This is a genomic window from Streptomyces sp. RKAG337 (assembly GCF_023701715.1).
GTDB lineage: Bacteria > Actinomycetota > Actinomycetes > Streptomycetales > Streptomycetaceae > Actinacidiphila.
Window position 1 is genome coordinate 5093822 of record NZ_JAJOZA010000001.1, and the last position, 15275, is coordinate 5109096.

The 15275-nt window shown below is 70.9% G+C and carries 13 protein-coding genes, 3 tRNA genes and 2 pseudogenes; 10 read left to right on the forward strand and 8 right to left on the reverse strand.

Annotated elements, in window-relative coordinates; all coding sequences use genetic code 11:
• Window positions 1–304: 304 nt before the first annotated feature.
• Entirely contained in the window at window positions 305–967 is a 663-nt protein-coding gene (locus LNW73_RS22495; RefSeq protein WP_250991138.1) for a hypothetical protein, read from the forward strand.
• 20 nt (window positions 968–987) lie between these two features.
• Here the strand turns inward: LNW73_RS22495 and LNW73_RS22500 are convergent, their stop codons facing one another.
• From LNW73_RS22500 to LNW73_RS22520, 5 genes are all read right to left on the reverse strand, one after another.
• Window positions 988–1395: a PIN domain nuclease gene (locus tag LNW73_RS22500; RefSeq protein WP_250991139.1), complete on the reverse strand. Its 408-nt coding sequence runs from the start codon at window positions 1393–1395 to the stop codon at window positions 988–990.
• Window positions 1392–1625, reverse strand: coding sequence for a type II toxin-antitoxin system VapB family antitoxin (locus LNW73_RS22505; protein ID WP_250991140.1), 234 nt, complete (start codon window positions 1623–1625; stop codon window positions 1392–1394). The genes LNW73_RS22500 and LNW73_RS22505 overlap by 4 nt, the downstream gene beginning before the upstream one ends.
• A gap of 305 nt (window positions 1626–1930) precedes the next feature.
• A tRNA-Ile gene (locus LNW73_RS22510) sits at window positions 1931–2004 on the reverse strand.
• A 154-nt stretch (window positions 2005–2158) separates the two neighbouring features.
• Window positions 2159–2234: transfer RNA gene (locus tag LNW73_RS22515), tRNA-Asn, on the reverse strand.
• Between the two features lie 5 nt (window positions 2235–2239).
• Window positions 2240–2312 (reverse strand) — tRNA-Asn (locus LNW73_RS22520).
• 209 nt (window positions 2313–2521) lie between these two features.
• On the opposite strand from LNW73_RS22520, the gene LNW73_RS22525 reads away from it, so the two are divergent.
• The 5 genes and pseudogenes from LNW73_RS22525 to LNW73_RS36830 all read left to right on the forward strand — a co-directional run.
• Window positions 2522–2818: a YtxH domain-containing protein gene (locus LNW73_RS22525; RefSeq protein WP_138356745.1), complete on the forward strand. Its 297-nt coding sequence runs from the start codon at window positions 2522–2524 to the stop codon at window positions 2816–2818.
• Between the two features lie 27 nt (window positions 2819–2845).
• Window positions 2846–4300 (forward strand): FGGY family carbohydrate kinase, encoded by a 1455-nt coding sequence (locus LNW73_RS22530; RefSeq protein WP_250991141.1) that lies wholly within the window; start codon window positions 2846–2848, stop codon window positions 4298–4300.
• A gap of 69 nt (window positions 4301–4369) precedes the next feature.
• A complete protein-coding gene (locus LNW73_RS22535) occupies window positions 4370–6103 on the forward strand; it encodes an ABC transporter ATP-binding protein (RefSeq protein ID WP_250975783.1) in 1734 nt (577 codons plus the stop codon).
• A gap of 41 nt (window positions 6104–6144) precedes the next feature.
• Entirely contained in the window at window positions 6145–8064 is a 1920-nt protein-coding gene (locus LNW73_RS22540) for an ABC transporter ATP-binding protein (protein ID WP_250993005.1), read from the forward strand.
• Window positions 8065–8210: 146 nt separating this feature from the next.
• Window positions 8211–8264: pseudogene (locus LNW73_RS36830) on the forward strand (hypothetical protein); the annotation flags it as partial.
• 20 nt (window positions 8265–8284) lie between these two features.
• Here the strand turns inward: LNW73_RS36830 and LNW73_RS22545 are convergent.
• Window positions 8285–8788, reverse strand: coding sequence for a hypothetical protein (locus LNW73_RS22545; protein WP_250991142.1), 504 nt, complete (start codon window positions 8786–8788; stop codon window positions 8285–8287).
• A 104-nt stretch (window positions 8789–8892) separates the two neighbouring features.
• Window positions 8893–9321, reverse strand: coding sequence for a MarR family winged helix-turn-helix transcriptional regulator (locus LNW73_RS22550; protein ID WP_250975781.1), 429 nt, complete (start codon window positions 9319–9321; stop codon window positions 8893–8895).
• 113 nt (window positions 9322–9434) lie between these two features.
• On the opposite strand from LNW73_RS22550, the gene LNW73_RS22555 reads away from it, so the two are divergent.
• Together LNW73_RS22555 and LNW73_RS22560 are read left to right on the forward strand one after the other, a co-directional pair.
• Window positions 9435–10442 carry an NADP-dependent oxidoreductase gene (locus LNW73_RS22555; protein WP_250991143.1) on the forward strand — a complete coding sequence of 336 codons (1008 nt, stop codon included), beginning with the start codon at window positions 9435–9437 and terminating at the stop codon, window positions 10440–10442.
• A gap of 80 nt (window positions 10443–10522) precedes the next feature.
• The gene (locus LNW73_RS22560; RefSeq protein WP_250975779.1) at window positions 10523–10951 is read left to right on the forward strand and encodes an organic hydroperoxide resistance protein; all 429 of its coding nucleotides are present in this window, start codon (window positions 10523–10525) and stop codon (window positions 10949–10951) included.
• Window positions 10952–11003: 52 nt separating this feature from the next.
• Here LNW73_RS22560 and LNW73_RS22565 read toward each other — a convergent pair whose 3' ends face one another.
• Window positions 11004–11576, reverse strand: coding sequence for a TetR/AcrR family transcriptional regulator (locus tag LNW73_RS22565; protein WP_250975778.1), 573 nt, complete (start codon window positions 11574–11576; stop codon window positions 11004–11006).
• Window positions 11577–11722: 146 nt separating this feature from the next.
• On the opposite strand from LNW73_RS22565, the pseudogene LNW73_RS22570 reads away from it, so the two are divergent.
• Both LNW73_RS22570 and LNW73_RS22575 read left to right on the forward strand, forming a co-directional pair.
• Window positions 11723–14208, forward strand: a pseudogene (locus LNW73_RS22570) (glycoside hydrolase family 3 protein).
• A 126-nt stretch (window positions 14209–14334) separates the two neighbouring features.
• Complete coding sequence (locus tag LNW73_RS22575; RefSeq protein WP_250991144.1) at window positions 14335–15165, forward strand: EI24 domain-containing protein; 831 nt, start codon at window positions 14335–14337, stop codon at window positions 15163–15165.
• The last annotated feature ends 110 nt before the right edge of the window (window positions 15166–15275 follow it).

Here is a 15275-nt window from a genome sequence, read left to right on the forward strand (position 1 = left end):
CACAGACCTCAGCAACGTGGGCCGACTCTTCCTCTCGGCATCCGGCTATCGGACCGCGCAGGACGCACTGGACGCGGCACTCGAAGCCGCGAAGCCTTATCGCGCCGAAGGTGTGAGCTGGCCGGACCTCGCCCTCGCCCTTGCCATCCCCCAGGAGGAACTCCTGCACCGGATGCGGGAGACCGCAGCCAAGCCACGCCCGGCGCCCCCACCAGCGACAGCGCCTCCCGGGGTGGGCAGCCGTCTGGCCCGGGATTCTCCCTGGCCTCGGCCAGGGCAACGGTGGTCGTCCTTGTCAGCGTCGGTGGACCAGCAGCAGTCCGCGTCGATCGCTGCTTCCTCGTCGCAGAATTCCGACTTTTCCGCCAGCATTCCCTCACCGAGCCGCGACCAAGGTGCCCTCACCCTGGCGGGCACGACGCTTAAGGTTCTCTACGTCTCCGGTGACCCGCGTCCAGGGCGGAACAACTTCGGTCCGGAAGCCGCGTGCATTCGGCAGTCCCTCGCCGGAAGCTACGTCCTACTGGCGGAGATGGCGTGTGTCGGGCTGCCCGAGATCTGCCCCGCCCTGGATGCCCACGCCCCGGTTGCCCTCCACATCGCGGCGCACAGTTCCTTCGGCGGCATCCATCTCACCCAGGAGGGCAAAGATCTGTGCATCGCCCATGAGGCCTTCTGCGCGCAGATCGCCCGTGCCCGCTTTCCGCCCCGCCTCGCCGTACTGAACTTCTGCGATTCCACCCCGCTGGGCAATGAGTTGGCCCAGACCGTAGCAACGGTGATCAGCTGGCCCTCGGCCTTGAGTGACGTACAGGCGCAGATATTCGCACAGCAACTCTATCGATCGCTGGCCATCGGACGATCCGTAGGAGACAGCTGCAAGGACGCAGTCTCCGCGTTGACCGGCCCAGCACCAGATCTCCCGTCTCCGGTGCTGCACGGCAACATGACGGCTCACATCTTCTGAGCCGCCCTTCGCGGCCCGGCTCAGGTGCGGATGTCGCGTTGCTCCACGTCCTTGAGGATGCCGGCCACGGTGGCGAAGTCGTTGTCCATGTGGAGCACGATGTGGCCGTGATGGACCGCCGTCGCACACACCAGCAGGTCGATCGGGCCGGCGGGGCGGTGCTGGCCGTGCTGGGTGAGTTTGTACTGGGCGGTGTCCACCCAGCGCCAAGCGTTCTTCGGCACCGCCGAGAGCGGGCACAACGCGTCGAGTTCCTCGGCCAGTTCGTCCCGGTGGAACGGACTGGTGGCCGAATACAGGAACCGGGTCCGCGTCGGCTCACAGACACGGAACACCCCGGCGGCAATGTGCCCCTCCCAGGGCCGAAGCGCATCCGGGGTGCGGAACAGATGCCACAACGCCGAGGTGTCGAGGAGATACGAGATCACTCGAAGGCCGCTCGCCGGGCCTGCTTGACAGCGTCATGCGCGGCGGCAGCCTGCTCGAACTCGCCCTGTGCCCCGCGGGCGGCCAGCTTCTCGGCGGCTTCCAGTCGCTTGACCCGGTCCACGTAGTCGCGCAGGGCTGTGTTGACCGTCTCTTTCTTCGTAGTGACGCCCATCAAGCGCATGGCCTCGGCCAGCGCCTCGTCATCGAGATCAATCTGGGTGACTGACATGGCGACCGCCTCCTTGGTGCCAATGTATGCATTTACGGTACATCACCAACATTTAGGGATGCGGGAACGCCGCCGTCCCATCGCCGCCAGCGGCGGGGTATGGCGGGCGATACGTGGGACTCCGAAGGACTCCGAAGCAACATGCCAGGCAGTGGAGGCCGATGGCGTGGTTCCTGCGGGAATCAGGCACCGCCGAACCCGGTCGCGCTTCGTGCGGCGCGGATGTGGCGTAGCTCCGAGACGGCACGTCCGGCTCGGATCGGTGTCGGTGCGAGCCGTGTTGGGTCTGCTCCAGCAGGCCAGGGTGGGGCGGGTGGGACTCGAACCCACGACCGACGGATTATGAGTCCGCTGCTCTAACCGGCTGAGCTACCGCCCCGTACGACACGCCTCACGCGCCGTCTGCCGCAGCATAGCTGCTCATACGATCTGTCGCCCTCGCGGGTCACAGACGCATCACTGAGTGGACTTCGATCAGGGGGCGGGCGGTTCCCGGGAAACGAAAAAGGACCCCAACGGGGTCCTCTTGTCGTTGGCTCCCCCGACTGGACTCGAACCAGTAACCCTCCGGTTAACAGCCGAATGCTCTGCCAATTGAGCTACAGGGGACCGCGCTCCCCCGACTGGACTCGAACCAGTAACCTGCCGGTTAACAGCCGGCTGCTCTGCCAATTGAGCTACAGGGGATTGCGCTGTGCGCATCGAAGAACGCCACGTCCGGACCAACCGGACGGCGCGCGCTCGCTGCGAGACATACATTAGCGCAAGTGGGGGGGTGCTCCGCCAACCCCTATCGCCGGGGTTGTCGTCCGGCTACAGCGGGTAGGCGCGAAGCACAGTCCACAGGAGGGCCCGGAGGGCCGGACCCGGTACGAGTACGAGGAAGGGTGGAGCCCATGCGCTACCGGCTGACGTTCATCACCGGAGCCGTCGTCGGGTACGTGCTCGGGGCGCGGGCCGGGCGGGAGCGGTACGAGCAGCTGCGCAAGAGCGCCCAGCGGATCGCGCAGAACCCGGCGGTGCGCAACGCCGCCGAGAGCGCGGCGCAGACCGGGCGCGGGGTCGCGGTGAAGGCGGCCGACGCCGTCGGGTCCAAGGTCGGCGACAAGATGCCGGAATCGGTCACCGCGAAGGTCAGGGCGCTGCGCGACCGGGGCCGCACCGAGGACGACTGGGGTACCTCGAACACCTGACGGTGCCGTGCGGCATCATCTCCCCCTATGGGGAAAGTCGCGGGCATCGACAGTTCGACCGCAGGGACCACCGTCGTCGTGTGCGACACGGACACCGGCGAGGTGCTCCGGCAGGGGTACGCGCCCCATCCCGTGGAGGGCGAGGCCCCGGCGGGCAAGCCGACCGAGAGCGATCCGCAGTCCTGGCTGCTGTCGCTCGGCGAGGCCGCCAAGGACGGCCTGCTCGAGGGCGTACTGGCGATCGGCATATCCGGGCAGCAGCAGGGTTTGCTGGCGCTCGACGCCGGTGGTGTGCTGGTCCGCCCGGCGCTGCTGCGCGGTGACAAGCGGGCCCAGCCGCAGGCCCTGGATCTGACCGCGGCGCTCGGCGGCCCGGCGAAGTGGGCGCAGGCCGTCCAGTCCGTGCCGCACGCCGCGTACCCGGTGGCGAAGCTGCGCTGGCTGGCCGAGCACGAGCCGGCGGCGGCGCAGCGCACCGCCGAGGTGCTGCTGCCGCACGACTGGCTGGTCTGGCAGCTGCTGGGCCGGCCGCAGCGGCGCACGACGGACCGCGGCGACGCGTCCGGCACGGGTTACTGGTCGGCGGCCACCGGGGAGTACCGCCCCGACCTGGTGGAGCTGGCGCTCGGGCACCAGGTGGCGCTGCCGCAGGTACTCGGTCCCGCCGAGCCGGCCGGGCAGACCCCCGAAGGGCTGCTGATATCGGCGGGGAGCGGCGACACGATGGCGGCCGCGCTCGGTCTGGGCGTCGGCCCCGGTGACGCGGTGGTCTCGCTGGGCGCCTCCAGCACCGTCTTCGCCGTGCACGACGAGGCCCTGACGGACCCCTCCGGGACGGTCACCTCCTTCGCGGACGCCACCGGGCGGCATCTGCCGCTGCTCCAGACCCGCAACGCGGTACGGGTGCTGCGCGCGACCGCCGAGCTGCTCGGCACGGACCTCGCGGGCCTGTCGGACCTGGCGCTGCGCTCCACTCCGGGCGCGTACGGCCTGGTGCTGCTGCCGTATCTGGAGGGCGAGCGCACCCCGGACCTGCCGCACACCGCCGGCACCCTGGCCGGGCTGCGGCGCGAGAGCATGAAGCCCGAGCACCTGGCGCGGGCCGCGTTCGAGGGCATGCTCTGCGGGCTCGCGGACGGGTTGGACGTGCTGCGCGGACGCGGGGTCGCGGTGCGGCGGATCTTCCTGCTGGGGGCCGCCGCCGAGCTGCCCGCCGTGCGGGCGATCGCACCGGCGCTCTTCAAGGCGCAGGTGGTCGTCCCGCAGCCGGGGGACTACGCGGCGCTGGGTGCTGCCCGGCAGGCGGCGTGGTCGCTGGGTGTGGTGCTCGGCTCGGGGACGGCGCAGGAGCCGCCCGTCTGGCGGACCGGCGCGCAGCAGGTGCTGGAGCCGGGCGACGACCTCCCGGTGGGGCAGGCGATACGCCAGCAGTACACAGCTGTTCGGGAGCAGACCCACCCCGGGGCCTTTGCCGAGGTTTAAACGAATGCGGGCACAGGATGTCGGAAGATAGGATCGCTCGCCGATCAAGCCGACTCTGAGAGATTCCGTGTGCTGATCCGAATTCTGCGCACCCACCTGCGCCCGTACCAGCGACCCATCACCCTGCTCGTGCTGCTCCAGCTCGTGCAGACCATCGCCACGCTGTACCTCCCCACGCTCAACGCCGACATCATTGACAACGGTGTCGTCAAGGGCGACACCGGATACATCCTGCGGCTCGGCGGCATCATGATCGCGGTCACCGTGCTCCAGGTGGTGTGCGCGGTCGGCGCCGTGTTCTTCGGCGCCAGGACGGCCATGGCCGTCGGCCGGGACATCCGGGCCTCGATCTTCGACCGGGTGCAGAGCTTCTCCGCCCGTGAGGTGGGGCAGTTCGGTGCCCCGTCGCTGATCACCCGCACCACCAATGACGTCCAGCAGGTCCAGATGCTGGTGCTGATGACCTTCACCCTGATGGTGTCGGCCCCGATCATGTGCGTCGGCGGCATCATCATGGCGCTCGGCCAGGACGTACCGCTGTCCTCGCTGCTGCTGGCCGTGGTGCCGGTGCTCGGCATCCTCATCGGGCTGATCGTCCGCCGGATGCGGCCGCTGTTCCGCACCATGCAGGTGCGCGTCGACACGGTGAACCGCGTACTGCGTGAGCAGATCACCGGCATCCGGGTGATCCGGGCGTTCGTGAAGGACGACTACGAGAAGCGGCGCTTCGCCGGCGCGAACGACGAGCTGACGGACGTGTCGCTGCAGACCGGCCGGCTGATGGCACTGATGTTCCCCGTCGTCATGACGGTGGTGAACGTCTCCAGCGTCGCGGTGATGTGGTTCGGTGCGCACCGGATCGCGAGCGGCGGCATGCAGATCGGCGCCCTGACCGCGTTCCTCAGCTATCTGATGCAGATCCTGATGTCCGTCATGATGGCCACCTTCATGTTCATGATGGTGCCGCGCGCCGAGGTCTGCGCGGAGCGGATCGAGGAGGTCCTGGCGACCGAGTCGAGCGTCGTTCCGCCGGTCGCCCCCATCACGAAGCTGCTCCGGCACGGCCATCTGGAGCTGCGCGGCGCGGACTTCAGCTACCCGGGCGCCGAGGCGGCGGTGCTGCGCGGTGTCGACCTGGTCGCCAGACCGGGGGAGACCACCGCGGTGATCGGGTCGACGGGCAGCGGCAAGAGCACCCTGCTGGGGCTCGTCCCACGGCTCTACGACGCGACCGGCGGCGACGTGCTCGTCGACGGGGCCTCCGTCCGGGACCTGGCCCCCGCGCTGCTCGCCGAGACCGTCGGCCTCGTCCCGCAGAAGCCGTACCTGTTCTCCGGGACCGTCGCGAGCAACCTGCGCTACGGCAAGCCCGACGCGACCGACGAGGAGCTGTGGCACGCGCTGGAGGTCGCGCAGGCCCGCGGCTTCGTGGAGGACCTCGAAGGCGGCCTGGACGCCCCGATCGCCCAGGGCGGCACGAACGTCTCCGGCGGTCAGCGGCAGCGGCTCGCCATCGCGCGGGTGCTGGTGCGCCGGCCCGAGATCTATCTCTTCGACGACTCCTTCTCCGCGCTGGACTACGCGACGGACGCGGCCCTGCGCTCGGCGCTCGGCCGGGAGACCGCCGAGGCCACCGTGGTGATCGTCGCGCAGCGGGTGAGCACCATCCGGGACGCCGACCGCATCATCGTCCTGGACGAGGGCCAGGTGGTGGGCACCGGAACGCACAGCGAACTCATGTCGGAGAACCCGACCTACCGGGAGATCGTGCTCTCCCAGCTCACCGAGCAGGAGGCAGCATGACCACCCCGGCGAAAGCGGCGCCCCGCCGCGGCCCCGCGCCGATGGCCGGGCCCGCGCGCTTCATGGGCGGCGGGCCGGTCGAGCGGTCGATGGACTTCAAGGGCTCGTTCCGGCGGCTGATCCGCCTGATGCGCCCCGACCGGCTCTTCCTCTACCTGGTGCTGGCGCTGGGCACGGCGAGCGTGACGCTCTCGGTGCTGGGCCCCAAGATCCTGGGCCACGCCACCGACCTGATCTTCGCGGGCGTGATCGGCGGTCAGTTCAAGGCCGGCACCACCAAGGCGCAGGCGATCGAGGCCATGCGCCAGCACGGCGAGGGCAAGGTCGCCGATCTGCTCTCCGCGGTGGACTTCACCCCCGGCCAGGGCATCGACTTCGGGGCGGTGGGCAGCGTGCTGCTGACCGTCCTGGGGATCTACCTGGCCGCCGGGCTGTTCAGCCTCGTGCAGATGCGGACCGCCACCGGCATCATCCAGCGCACCGTCTACCGGCTGCGCGAGGACATCGAGGCGAAGCTGTCGCGGCTGCCGCTGTCGTACTTCGACCAGCAGCCGCGCGGTGAGGTGCTCAGCCGGGCCACCAACGACATCGACAACATCGCGCAGACCCTGCAGCAGACCATGGGCCAGATCGTGAACTCGCTGCTCACGATCGTCGGTGTGCTGGTGATGATGTTCTGGATCTCGCCGCTGCTGGCGCTGGTCGCGCTGGTGACGGTGCCGGTGTCGGTGGTCGTGGCCACCGCGGTCGGCAAGCGCGCGCAGCCGCAGTTCGTCCAGCAGTGGAAGACCACCGGCAAGCTCAACGCGCACATCGAGGAGATGTACACCGGCCACTCGCTGGTGAAGGTCTTCGGGCGGCAGGACGAGTCCGCCGAGGCCTTCCGGGTGCAGAACGAGATGCTCTACCGGACGGGCTTCAAGGCGCAGTTCATCAGCGGGATCATCCAGCCCGCGATGATGTTCATCGGGAACATCAACTACGTGCTGGTGGCCGTCGTCGGCGGGCTGCGGGTCGCGACCGGCGCGCTGTCCATCGGCGACGTGCAGGCGTTCATCCAGTACTCCCGGCAGTTCAGCCAGCCCCTCACCCAGGTGGCGAGCATGTCCAACCTGGTGCAGTCCGGGGTCGCTTCGGCCGAGCGGGTCTTCGAGCTGCTGGACGCCCCCGAGCAGGACGCGGACCCGGCGAACGCCGCCCGGCCCAAGGAACTGCTGGGCCGCGTCGCCCTGGAGGGGGTGGCCTTCCGGTACGAGCCGGACAAGCCGTTGATCGAGGACCTGTCGCTGAGCGTCGAGCCCGGCCACACCGTCGCGATCGTCGGCCCGACCGGCGCCGGCAAGACCACGCTGGTCAACCTGCTGATGCGGTTCTACGAGGTGACCGCGGGCCGGATCACCCTGGACGGCGTGGACATCGCCGAGATGTCCCGCGAGGACCTGCGCTCCGGCATCGGCATGGTGCTGCAGGACACCTGGCTGTTCGGCGGCACCATCGCGGAGAACATCGCCTACGGCTCCGAGGGCCGTACCCAGGAGCAGATCGAGGAGGCGGCCCGCGCGGCGCACGCCGACCGCTTCATCCGCACCCTCCCGGACGGCTACGACACGGTGATCGACGACGAGGGCTCGGGGGTCAGTGCGGGCGAGAAGCAGCTCATCACCATCGCGCGCGCGTTCCTGTCCGATCCGGTGATCCTCGTCCTCGACGAGGCGACCAGCTCCGTCGACACCCGTACCGAGGTGCTGATCCAGCGCGCCATGGCCACCCTGGCGCACGGCAGGACCAGCTTCGTCATCGCCCACCGGCTGTCCACGATCCGCGACGCGGACGTGATCCTGGTGATGGAGTCCGGCTCGATCGTCGAGCAGGGCACGCACAGCGGACTGCTGGCCGCGGAGGGTGCCTACGCGCGGCTGTACGCGGCGCAGTTCGCGCAGGCGGTGGCCGAGGTCGACTGACCCGGCAGCCCTTCCGGCGCCGCGCGGGCGGCGCCGGAAGGGGACCGGATTGTCCGGCAACGCCCCTGCGGGGCCGCGATCTTCCCAGAAGTTTCACACGTTCGCGTTCACCCGTGACCTACGGGCCGCATAGCGTCCCAACCACAATGGACTACTGCTACTCGTGCCGACGGCACCTCAACGGCGCCCTGTCGTGCCCCGGGTGCGGCACGCCCGTGGATCAGCTCGTCATCCCCGTGGAACCCGTGCCGGTGTCGGGGACACCGACCACCCCGCCGGAACCGGACCACTCGGGCGGCCGGGCCGCCCGCCGCCGGCCGCCGCGCCGGGCGCGGCGGCGCGGCAGGAACCGGCTGCTGACGGGAGCGGGCGTCGGCATCGTCCTGGTCGTCTGCACGGCGGCGGCACTGTCGTCGGGGACCTTCGCGAGCGGCCCGGAAGCGGACACCGGCCCGTCGCAGGCGCCCGCCGGGGACTCCGTCCCGCAGGCCGGCGCGTCCAGCCCGGCCCCGCGGCACACCACGGCCCGGCCGGCGCACTCGAAGCCGGCCACCACCGCGAGCACCTCCGGCACCCCGTCGGGCTCGCCGTCCGCGACCCCGTCGGGACCCAGGACGCCGACCCGGCCGGCCTCGCCGACCAGCCGGCCCCCGACGTCGCCGACGCCCTCGGACTCCCCCTCGCCGACCCGGACGCCGCACCCCACGCACAGCCCGACCTGCAAGCCCGTCCTGTGGTGGTGCGAGTAGCGGTTCGGCTCCGCGGGCCGGCCGTCAGGTCAGCTCAGGTCAGCTCAGCTCAGGCCAGGCCAGGCCAGGCCAGGCCGGCTCAGGTCAGCATGCGCTTGAGCAGATCGCGCAGTGCGGTGCGTTCCTCGTCGGACAGGCCGGCGAGCGGCGCGCGGGCGAAGTGCAGTGCGCCGCGCAGCCGGGCCGCCGTCTCATGGCCCTCGTCGGTGGCGGCGGCCAGCTTGATGCGGCGGTCGGCCGGGTCGGGCCGGCGCTCGGCGAGCCCGCGCGCCTCCAGCCGGTCGACGATCCCGGTGATGTTGGACGGCTCGCACTTCAGCTGCTGGGCGATGTGCCGCATGGGCAGCGGCTCACGGGACAGGAGCGCCAGGACGCGGGCCTGCGCACCGGTGAGCTGGTGGTTCGCGGCCGCCTCCTCGTACTCCTCGTGGTAGCGCGCCACGACCGTGGCGATCAGGTCGACCACTTCGAGGGTCAGGGGGTCGGTACGTTGAGGCGTGGGGGACATGCGACACAGCGTACCCCCGGTTACTTGACAACCTCAAACATCAAGGTCCATCGTTATTTGAGGAAATCAATCTTTGCCATAGTCAAGCTATGGCGGACGGAGGCATCCCCCTCATGCCGAAGAGCCGTGAATGGCACCTGGTAGCCCGCCCCCACGGGTGGCCGACCACTGATGACGTCGCCCTGCGCGAGGTCGGGACCGCGGAGCCGGCCCCCGGCCAGATCGTCGTCCGCAACCTGCACCTGTCGGTCGACCCGTACATGCGCGGCCGGATGAACGACGTGAAGTCGTACTCGCCGCCGTACGCCCTGAACGAGCCGATGGCGGGCGGCGCGGTCGGCCGCGTCACCGCTTCCAACGCCGACGGGTTCGCGGTCGGCGACCACGTCCTGCACTGGCTCGGCTGGCGCGAGTACGCGGTCCTGGACGCGGCGCACGCCGTGAAGGTCGACCCGGCCGCGGCGCCGCTCAGCGCCTACCTCGGCGCGCTCGGCATGCCGGGCCTGACCGCCTACGCGGGACTGCTGGAGGTCGCCTCGTTCACCGAGGGCGACGCGGTCTTCGTCTCGGGCGCGGCCGGCGCGGTCGGCAGCCAGGTGGGCCAGATCGCGAAGCTCAAGGGCGCCTCCCGGGTGATCGGCAGCGCCGGCTCGGACGAGAAGGTCAAACTCCTCGTCGAGGAGTACGGCTTCGACGCCGCCTTCAACTACAAGAACGGCCCGGTGGCCGAGCAGCTGAAGAAGGCCGCCCCCGACGGGATCGACGTCTACTTCGACAACGTCGGCGGCGAGCACCTGGAAGCGGCGATCAGCTCCTTCAACCTGCGGGGCCGTGCGGTGCTGTGCGGCGCCATCGCCCAGTACAACGACACCGAGGCCTCGGGCGGCCCGCGCAACCTGGCGCAGATCATCGGCAAGCGGCTGCGGCTGCAGGGCATGCTCGTGGGCGACCACGCCGCGCTGCAGGGTCAGTTCGTGCAGGAGGTCGGCGGCTGGATCCGGGACGGCAAGCTGCACTACCGCGAGACGGTCGTCGAGGGCATCGAGAACAACTTCGAAGCTTTCCTCGGCGTACTGCGCGGCGACAACACCGGCAAGATGATCGTCACCCTGCCGGAGTAAGCTCTTCAACAAATTGTTGCGATCGTGGGCGCGAGTCGCGGCGATGCACGCGAGTGCACCAACCAGGAGGGGTTCTTTTCATGACCATCCAGTCCGTAGACGTCCTGTACACCGCCGTCGCCACCGCCGAGAACGGCCGTGACGGCCGGGTCGCGACCGACGACGGCAAGCTCGACGTCGTCGTCAACCCGCCGAAGGAACTGGGCGGCAACGGTGCCGGCACCAACCCGGAGCAGCTCTTCGCCGCCGGCTACAGCGCCTGCTTCCAGGGTGCCCTCGGTGTGGTGGCCCGCCAGGAGAAGGCGGACATATCCGGCTCCCGGGTGACCGCCAAGGTCAGTCTCGGCAAGACCCCGGCCGGCGGCTTCGGCCTCAAGGTCGAGCTCGCGGTCTCGATCCCGAACGTGGACGCGGCCACCGCCCAGTCCCTCGTGGAGCAGGCGCACCAGGTGTGCCCGTACTCCAACGCGACGCGCGGCAACATCGACGTGGCGCTGACCGTCGTCTGATCACCGTTCGGCCATCGGCCGGGTAAGGGCCGCACCCCTTGGGGTGCGGCCCTTACGTGTTCCCGGTCCCGCCCAGCAGGGCGACGAAGTCGCGGAACGCCGCCGCCATGTCCACCGCCGCCGGCTCCAGCAGCCACTGCACCTGCAGGCCGTCCATGACGGCGACGAGCAGCGGGGCCGCCCGCTCCGGGGTGAGGCCGCCCGGCAGCCGGTCGCCGAACTCCGCGCGCAGCATGTCGGCCGCGCCCTCGCGCACCCACCGGTAGCGCTCCTCGAAGTACGCGCGGGCCGGATGGTCCTCGGTGACGCTGTCGCCCGCCAGGACCGTGAAGGTCTGCACGATGCCGGGCCGGGTCGCGTTGTACTCGACCAGGGACGTCAGCATCTCCAGCGGCCACGTCGTGCCGTGCAGCGCCGTGGAGGCCACGTCCCACTGGTCGCGTGCCGCCAGCACCGCGACCAGGAGCGCCTCCTTCGTCGGGAAGTAGTGCAGCAGCCCCTGCTGGGTCAGCCCCACCCGCTCGGCCACCGCGCCGAGGGAGGCCCCCCGGTAGCCGCGTTCTGCGATCACTTCCACCGCGGCCTGGATGATCTCCGCCCGCCGGTCTCCGGTCGTTCTGGACACCGTGCCCCCTTCGTTCGGCCGTGAGCCTAATCGAAACTGATCGGTGAAAGATTTGGGTAACGTATCTGTAACTTACCCTACCGATCTACAGGTAGGTGGGGTGAGGATGGGCGCGGGACGACACCGAGGGACAGAGGGAGCAGACGATGACGGACACCGGGCGCACGGCCATCGAGGACGCGGTGGAAGCCGCACTGGGCAAGCTGGATCTGGACGCGAAGGCACGGCTGCTGTCCGGCCAGGACATGTGGACGCTGCCCGCGCTGCCGGAGATCGGCCTCGGCTCGCTGGTGATGTCCGACGGCCCGATCGGGGTGCGCGGGGTGCGCTGGACCGCCGACGACCCGTCGATCGCGCTGCCCAGCCCGACCGCGCTCGCCGCGACCTGGGACCCGGAGCTGGCCCGCAGGGCCGGCAACCTCCTCGCCCAGGAGGCCCGCCGCAAGGGCGTGCACGTCCTGCTGGCGCCGACGGTGAACCTGCACCGCTCCCCGCTCGGCGGACGGCACTTCGAGGCGTACTCCGAGGACCCGTACCTCACCGGGGCGATCGGCACCGGCTATGTGGCGGGCGTCCAGGCGGGCGGCGTCGGCACCACCGTCAAGCACTTCGTGGCCAACGACGCCGAGACCGAGCGCTTCACCGTCGACAACGTGGTCGGTACCCGCGCGCTGCGCGAGCTGTACCTGGCGCCGTTCGAGGCCATCGTCAAGAACGCCCACCCGTGGGGCATCATGTGCGCCTACAACGGCGTCAACGGCACCACGATGAGCGAGCACCACTACCTGCAGAACGTGGTGCTGCGCGGCGAATGGGGCTTCGACGGCTACATCGTCTCCGACTGGATGGCCGCCCGTGACACCGTCGGCGCCGTCAACGGCGGCCTGGACGTGGCCATGCCCGGCCCGCGCACCGTCTACGGGGAGGCGCTGGCCGCCGCCGTCCGGGACGGGAGCGTCGAGGAGCCGGTGGTCGACGAGGCCGTCCGCAACGTGCTGCGGCTCGCCGCCCGCGTCGGCATCCTGGACGGTGTCCCCGCCGCCGTCGCCGCGGCGGACCGCCCGGCCGGGATCGACGGCGAGGCGCTGGCCCGCGAGATCGCCCGCCGCGCCTTCGTCCTGGTGCGCAACGAGACCGTGGCCGGCGGCGGCCGCGCGCTGCCCATCGACGCCTCGGCCGTCCGCGGCATCGCCCTCATCGGCGCCGCGGCCCGTGACGCCCGGGTGCTCGGCGGCGGCTCCGCACAGGTCTTCCCCGACCACATCGTCTCCCCGCTCGACGGCCTGCGCGCCGCGCTGCCCGAGGGCGTCGCGCTGAGCTACGCGGTCGGCGCCGACCCCAGCGATGAACTCTCCGTCGCCGACAAGGGCTTCACCCTGCGCGCCGTCGCCCGCGACGCCGAGGGCCGGGAGCTGGGCTCCGAGCGGATGCCCAACGGCATGGTGCAGTGGCTCGGCGACATGCCGGAGGGCGTCAGCTACGACGAGGTCACCACCGTCGAGGCCACCGGCACCTTCACCCCCGCGAGAGCGGCGCGCACGCCTTCGGCACCCGCGGTCTCGGCGGCTTCCGGCTCGTCGTCGCCGGCACCGTGCTCTTCGACGGCGAGCAGTCCGCCGACCACGCCGACCCGTTCGAGGCGTTCTTCGGCTCCCCGGTGCCGCGCGGCACGGTGGAACTGACCGAGGGCGAGACCGTCGACGTCAGCCTCACCTACACCGTCGCGAAGTTCGCCGACGCCCCGATCCAGGCGATCGGCTTCTCCTTCGTGCACGGCGAGCCGGAGCGCGATCCCGACCAGCTGATCGAGGACGCCGTCGCGGCGGCGGCCGCCGCCGACACGGCGATCGTGGTCGTCGCGACCACCGAACGCGTCGAGAGCGAGGGCTTCGACCGCACCGATCTGCGGCTGCCCGGCCGCCAGGACGAGCTCGTCGCCCGGGTCGCCGCGGTGAACCCGCGCACCGTCGTCATCGTCAACTCCGGCTCCCCGGTGGAGATGCCGTGGCGCCAGGACGTCGCCGCGGTGCTGCTCGGCTGGTTCCCCGGCCAGGAGGCGGGCGCCGCGCTCGCCGACGTCCTGCTCGGCGCCGAGGAGCCGGGCGGCCGGCTGCCCACCACCTGGCCGGTCGCCCTCGCGGACGTACCCGTCACCCAGGTCACCCCGCGGGACGGCACGCTCTCCTACGACGAGGGCGTCTTCATCGGCTACCGCGCCTGGGACAAGGCGGGCATCGCCCCCGCGTACTCCTTCGGCCACGGCCTCGGGTACACCGACTGGGCCTACGAGTCGGCGGAGTTCGAGCGCGGTGAGGGCGAGGGCGAGGCGCTGGGCACGCTCACCGTCCGCGTCCGCAACACCGGTTCACGCCCCGGACGGGAAGTCGTCCAGGTCTATCTGGCCCCCGCCGCCGACGCGGTCGAGCGGCCGGCCCGCTGGCTGGCCGGCTTCGCCTCCGTCCAGGCAGGGCCGGGGGAGAGCGCCGAGGTCGTCGTCGAACTGCCGCGCCGGGCCGCCGAGGTGTGGGACGACGCGGACGGCGGCTGGCTGCTGGTCCCCGGGCACTACGAGGTCGAGGCCGGCCGCTCGCTCGCCGACCTCCGGGTGAGCGCCCCGCTCGACCTGCCGTAACGCCGACGCCCGGGCCCGTGCGGCACCGGGCGGGAACCCCATGACCGGGGGCGGGGCGCCCTGACGCGCCCCGCCCCTTTCCGGCCCCCGGACGGGGGGCCGGACCCAGTCGTTAGGGTGACGCCCATGCGTGATCTCACGACCGGTGTGAAGTACTTCCTGGAAGGCCAGCGCTGGGTGGCGCGGCACCGGAGGTGGTGGGGGTTCGGGCTGCTGCCCGGCCTGATCGCCCTGGTCCTGTACATCGCGGCGCTCGTCGCCCTCGGCTTCTGGGCGGACGACCTGGCGTCCTGGGCGACGCCGTTCGCGGACGGCTGGGACAGCCCCTTCCGGTCGCTGCTGCGCTGGACGCTGACCGTCATCGTCTTCAGTGGCGGGCTGCTGCTGGCGATGGTGACCTTCACCGCCGTGGCGCTGCTGATCGGCGACCCGTTCTACGAATCGCTCTCGGAACGCGTCGAGGAGATGGAGGGCGGCGCCCCGCCCAAGCCCGGCATCCCGCTCTGGCGCGAGATCCTCACCTCGGTACGGGACAGCCTGTCCGTGCTGGCGCGGGTGGTGGCCTTCGGGCTGCTGCTCTTCGCCTGCGGCTTCATCCCGGTGGTCGGCCAGACCGTCGTCCCCGTCGTGGGCATCTGCGTCTCCGGCTTCTTCCTGACCACCGAGCTCACCTCGGTCGCCATGCAGCGCCGCTCGGTCCCGCTGCGGACCCGGCTGCGGCTGCTGCGCGGCCGGCTCCCGCTGGCGCTCGGCTTCGGCGTGCCGCTGGTCCTGCTCTTCCTGGTGCCGGTCATCGCCGTCTTCGCGATGCCGGGCGCCGTCGCGGGCGCCGCGCTGCTGGTGCGCGAACTCGTCCCGGTACCCGGCGCCGATCCGTCGGACGACCCGGATCCGGTGCCCGGCGAGGACATTGACGAAGACAATGACGACGCGACGGGAACCGTTCCGGCCTCCTAGACATGTCCATGCGAGAGAACGCATCGACATGGGGGGAACCCGGTCCATGCGGAAGACCGCAGTGCCTGCGCAGCGGCAAGCTGAAGAAGTTCGTGCCCCACCAGGCCCTG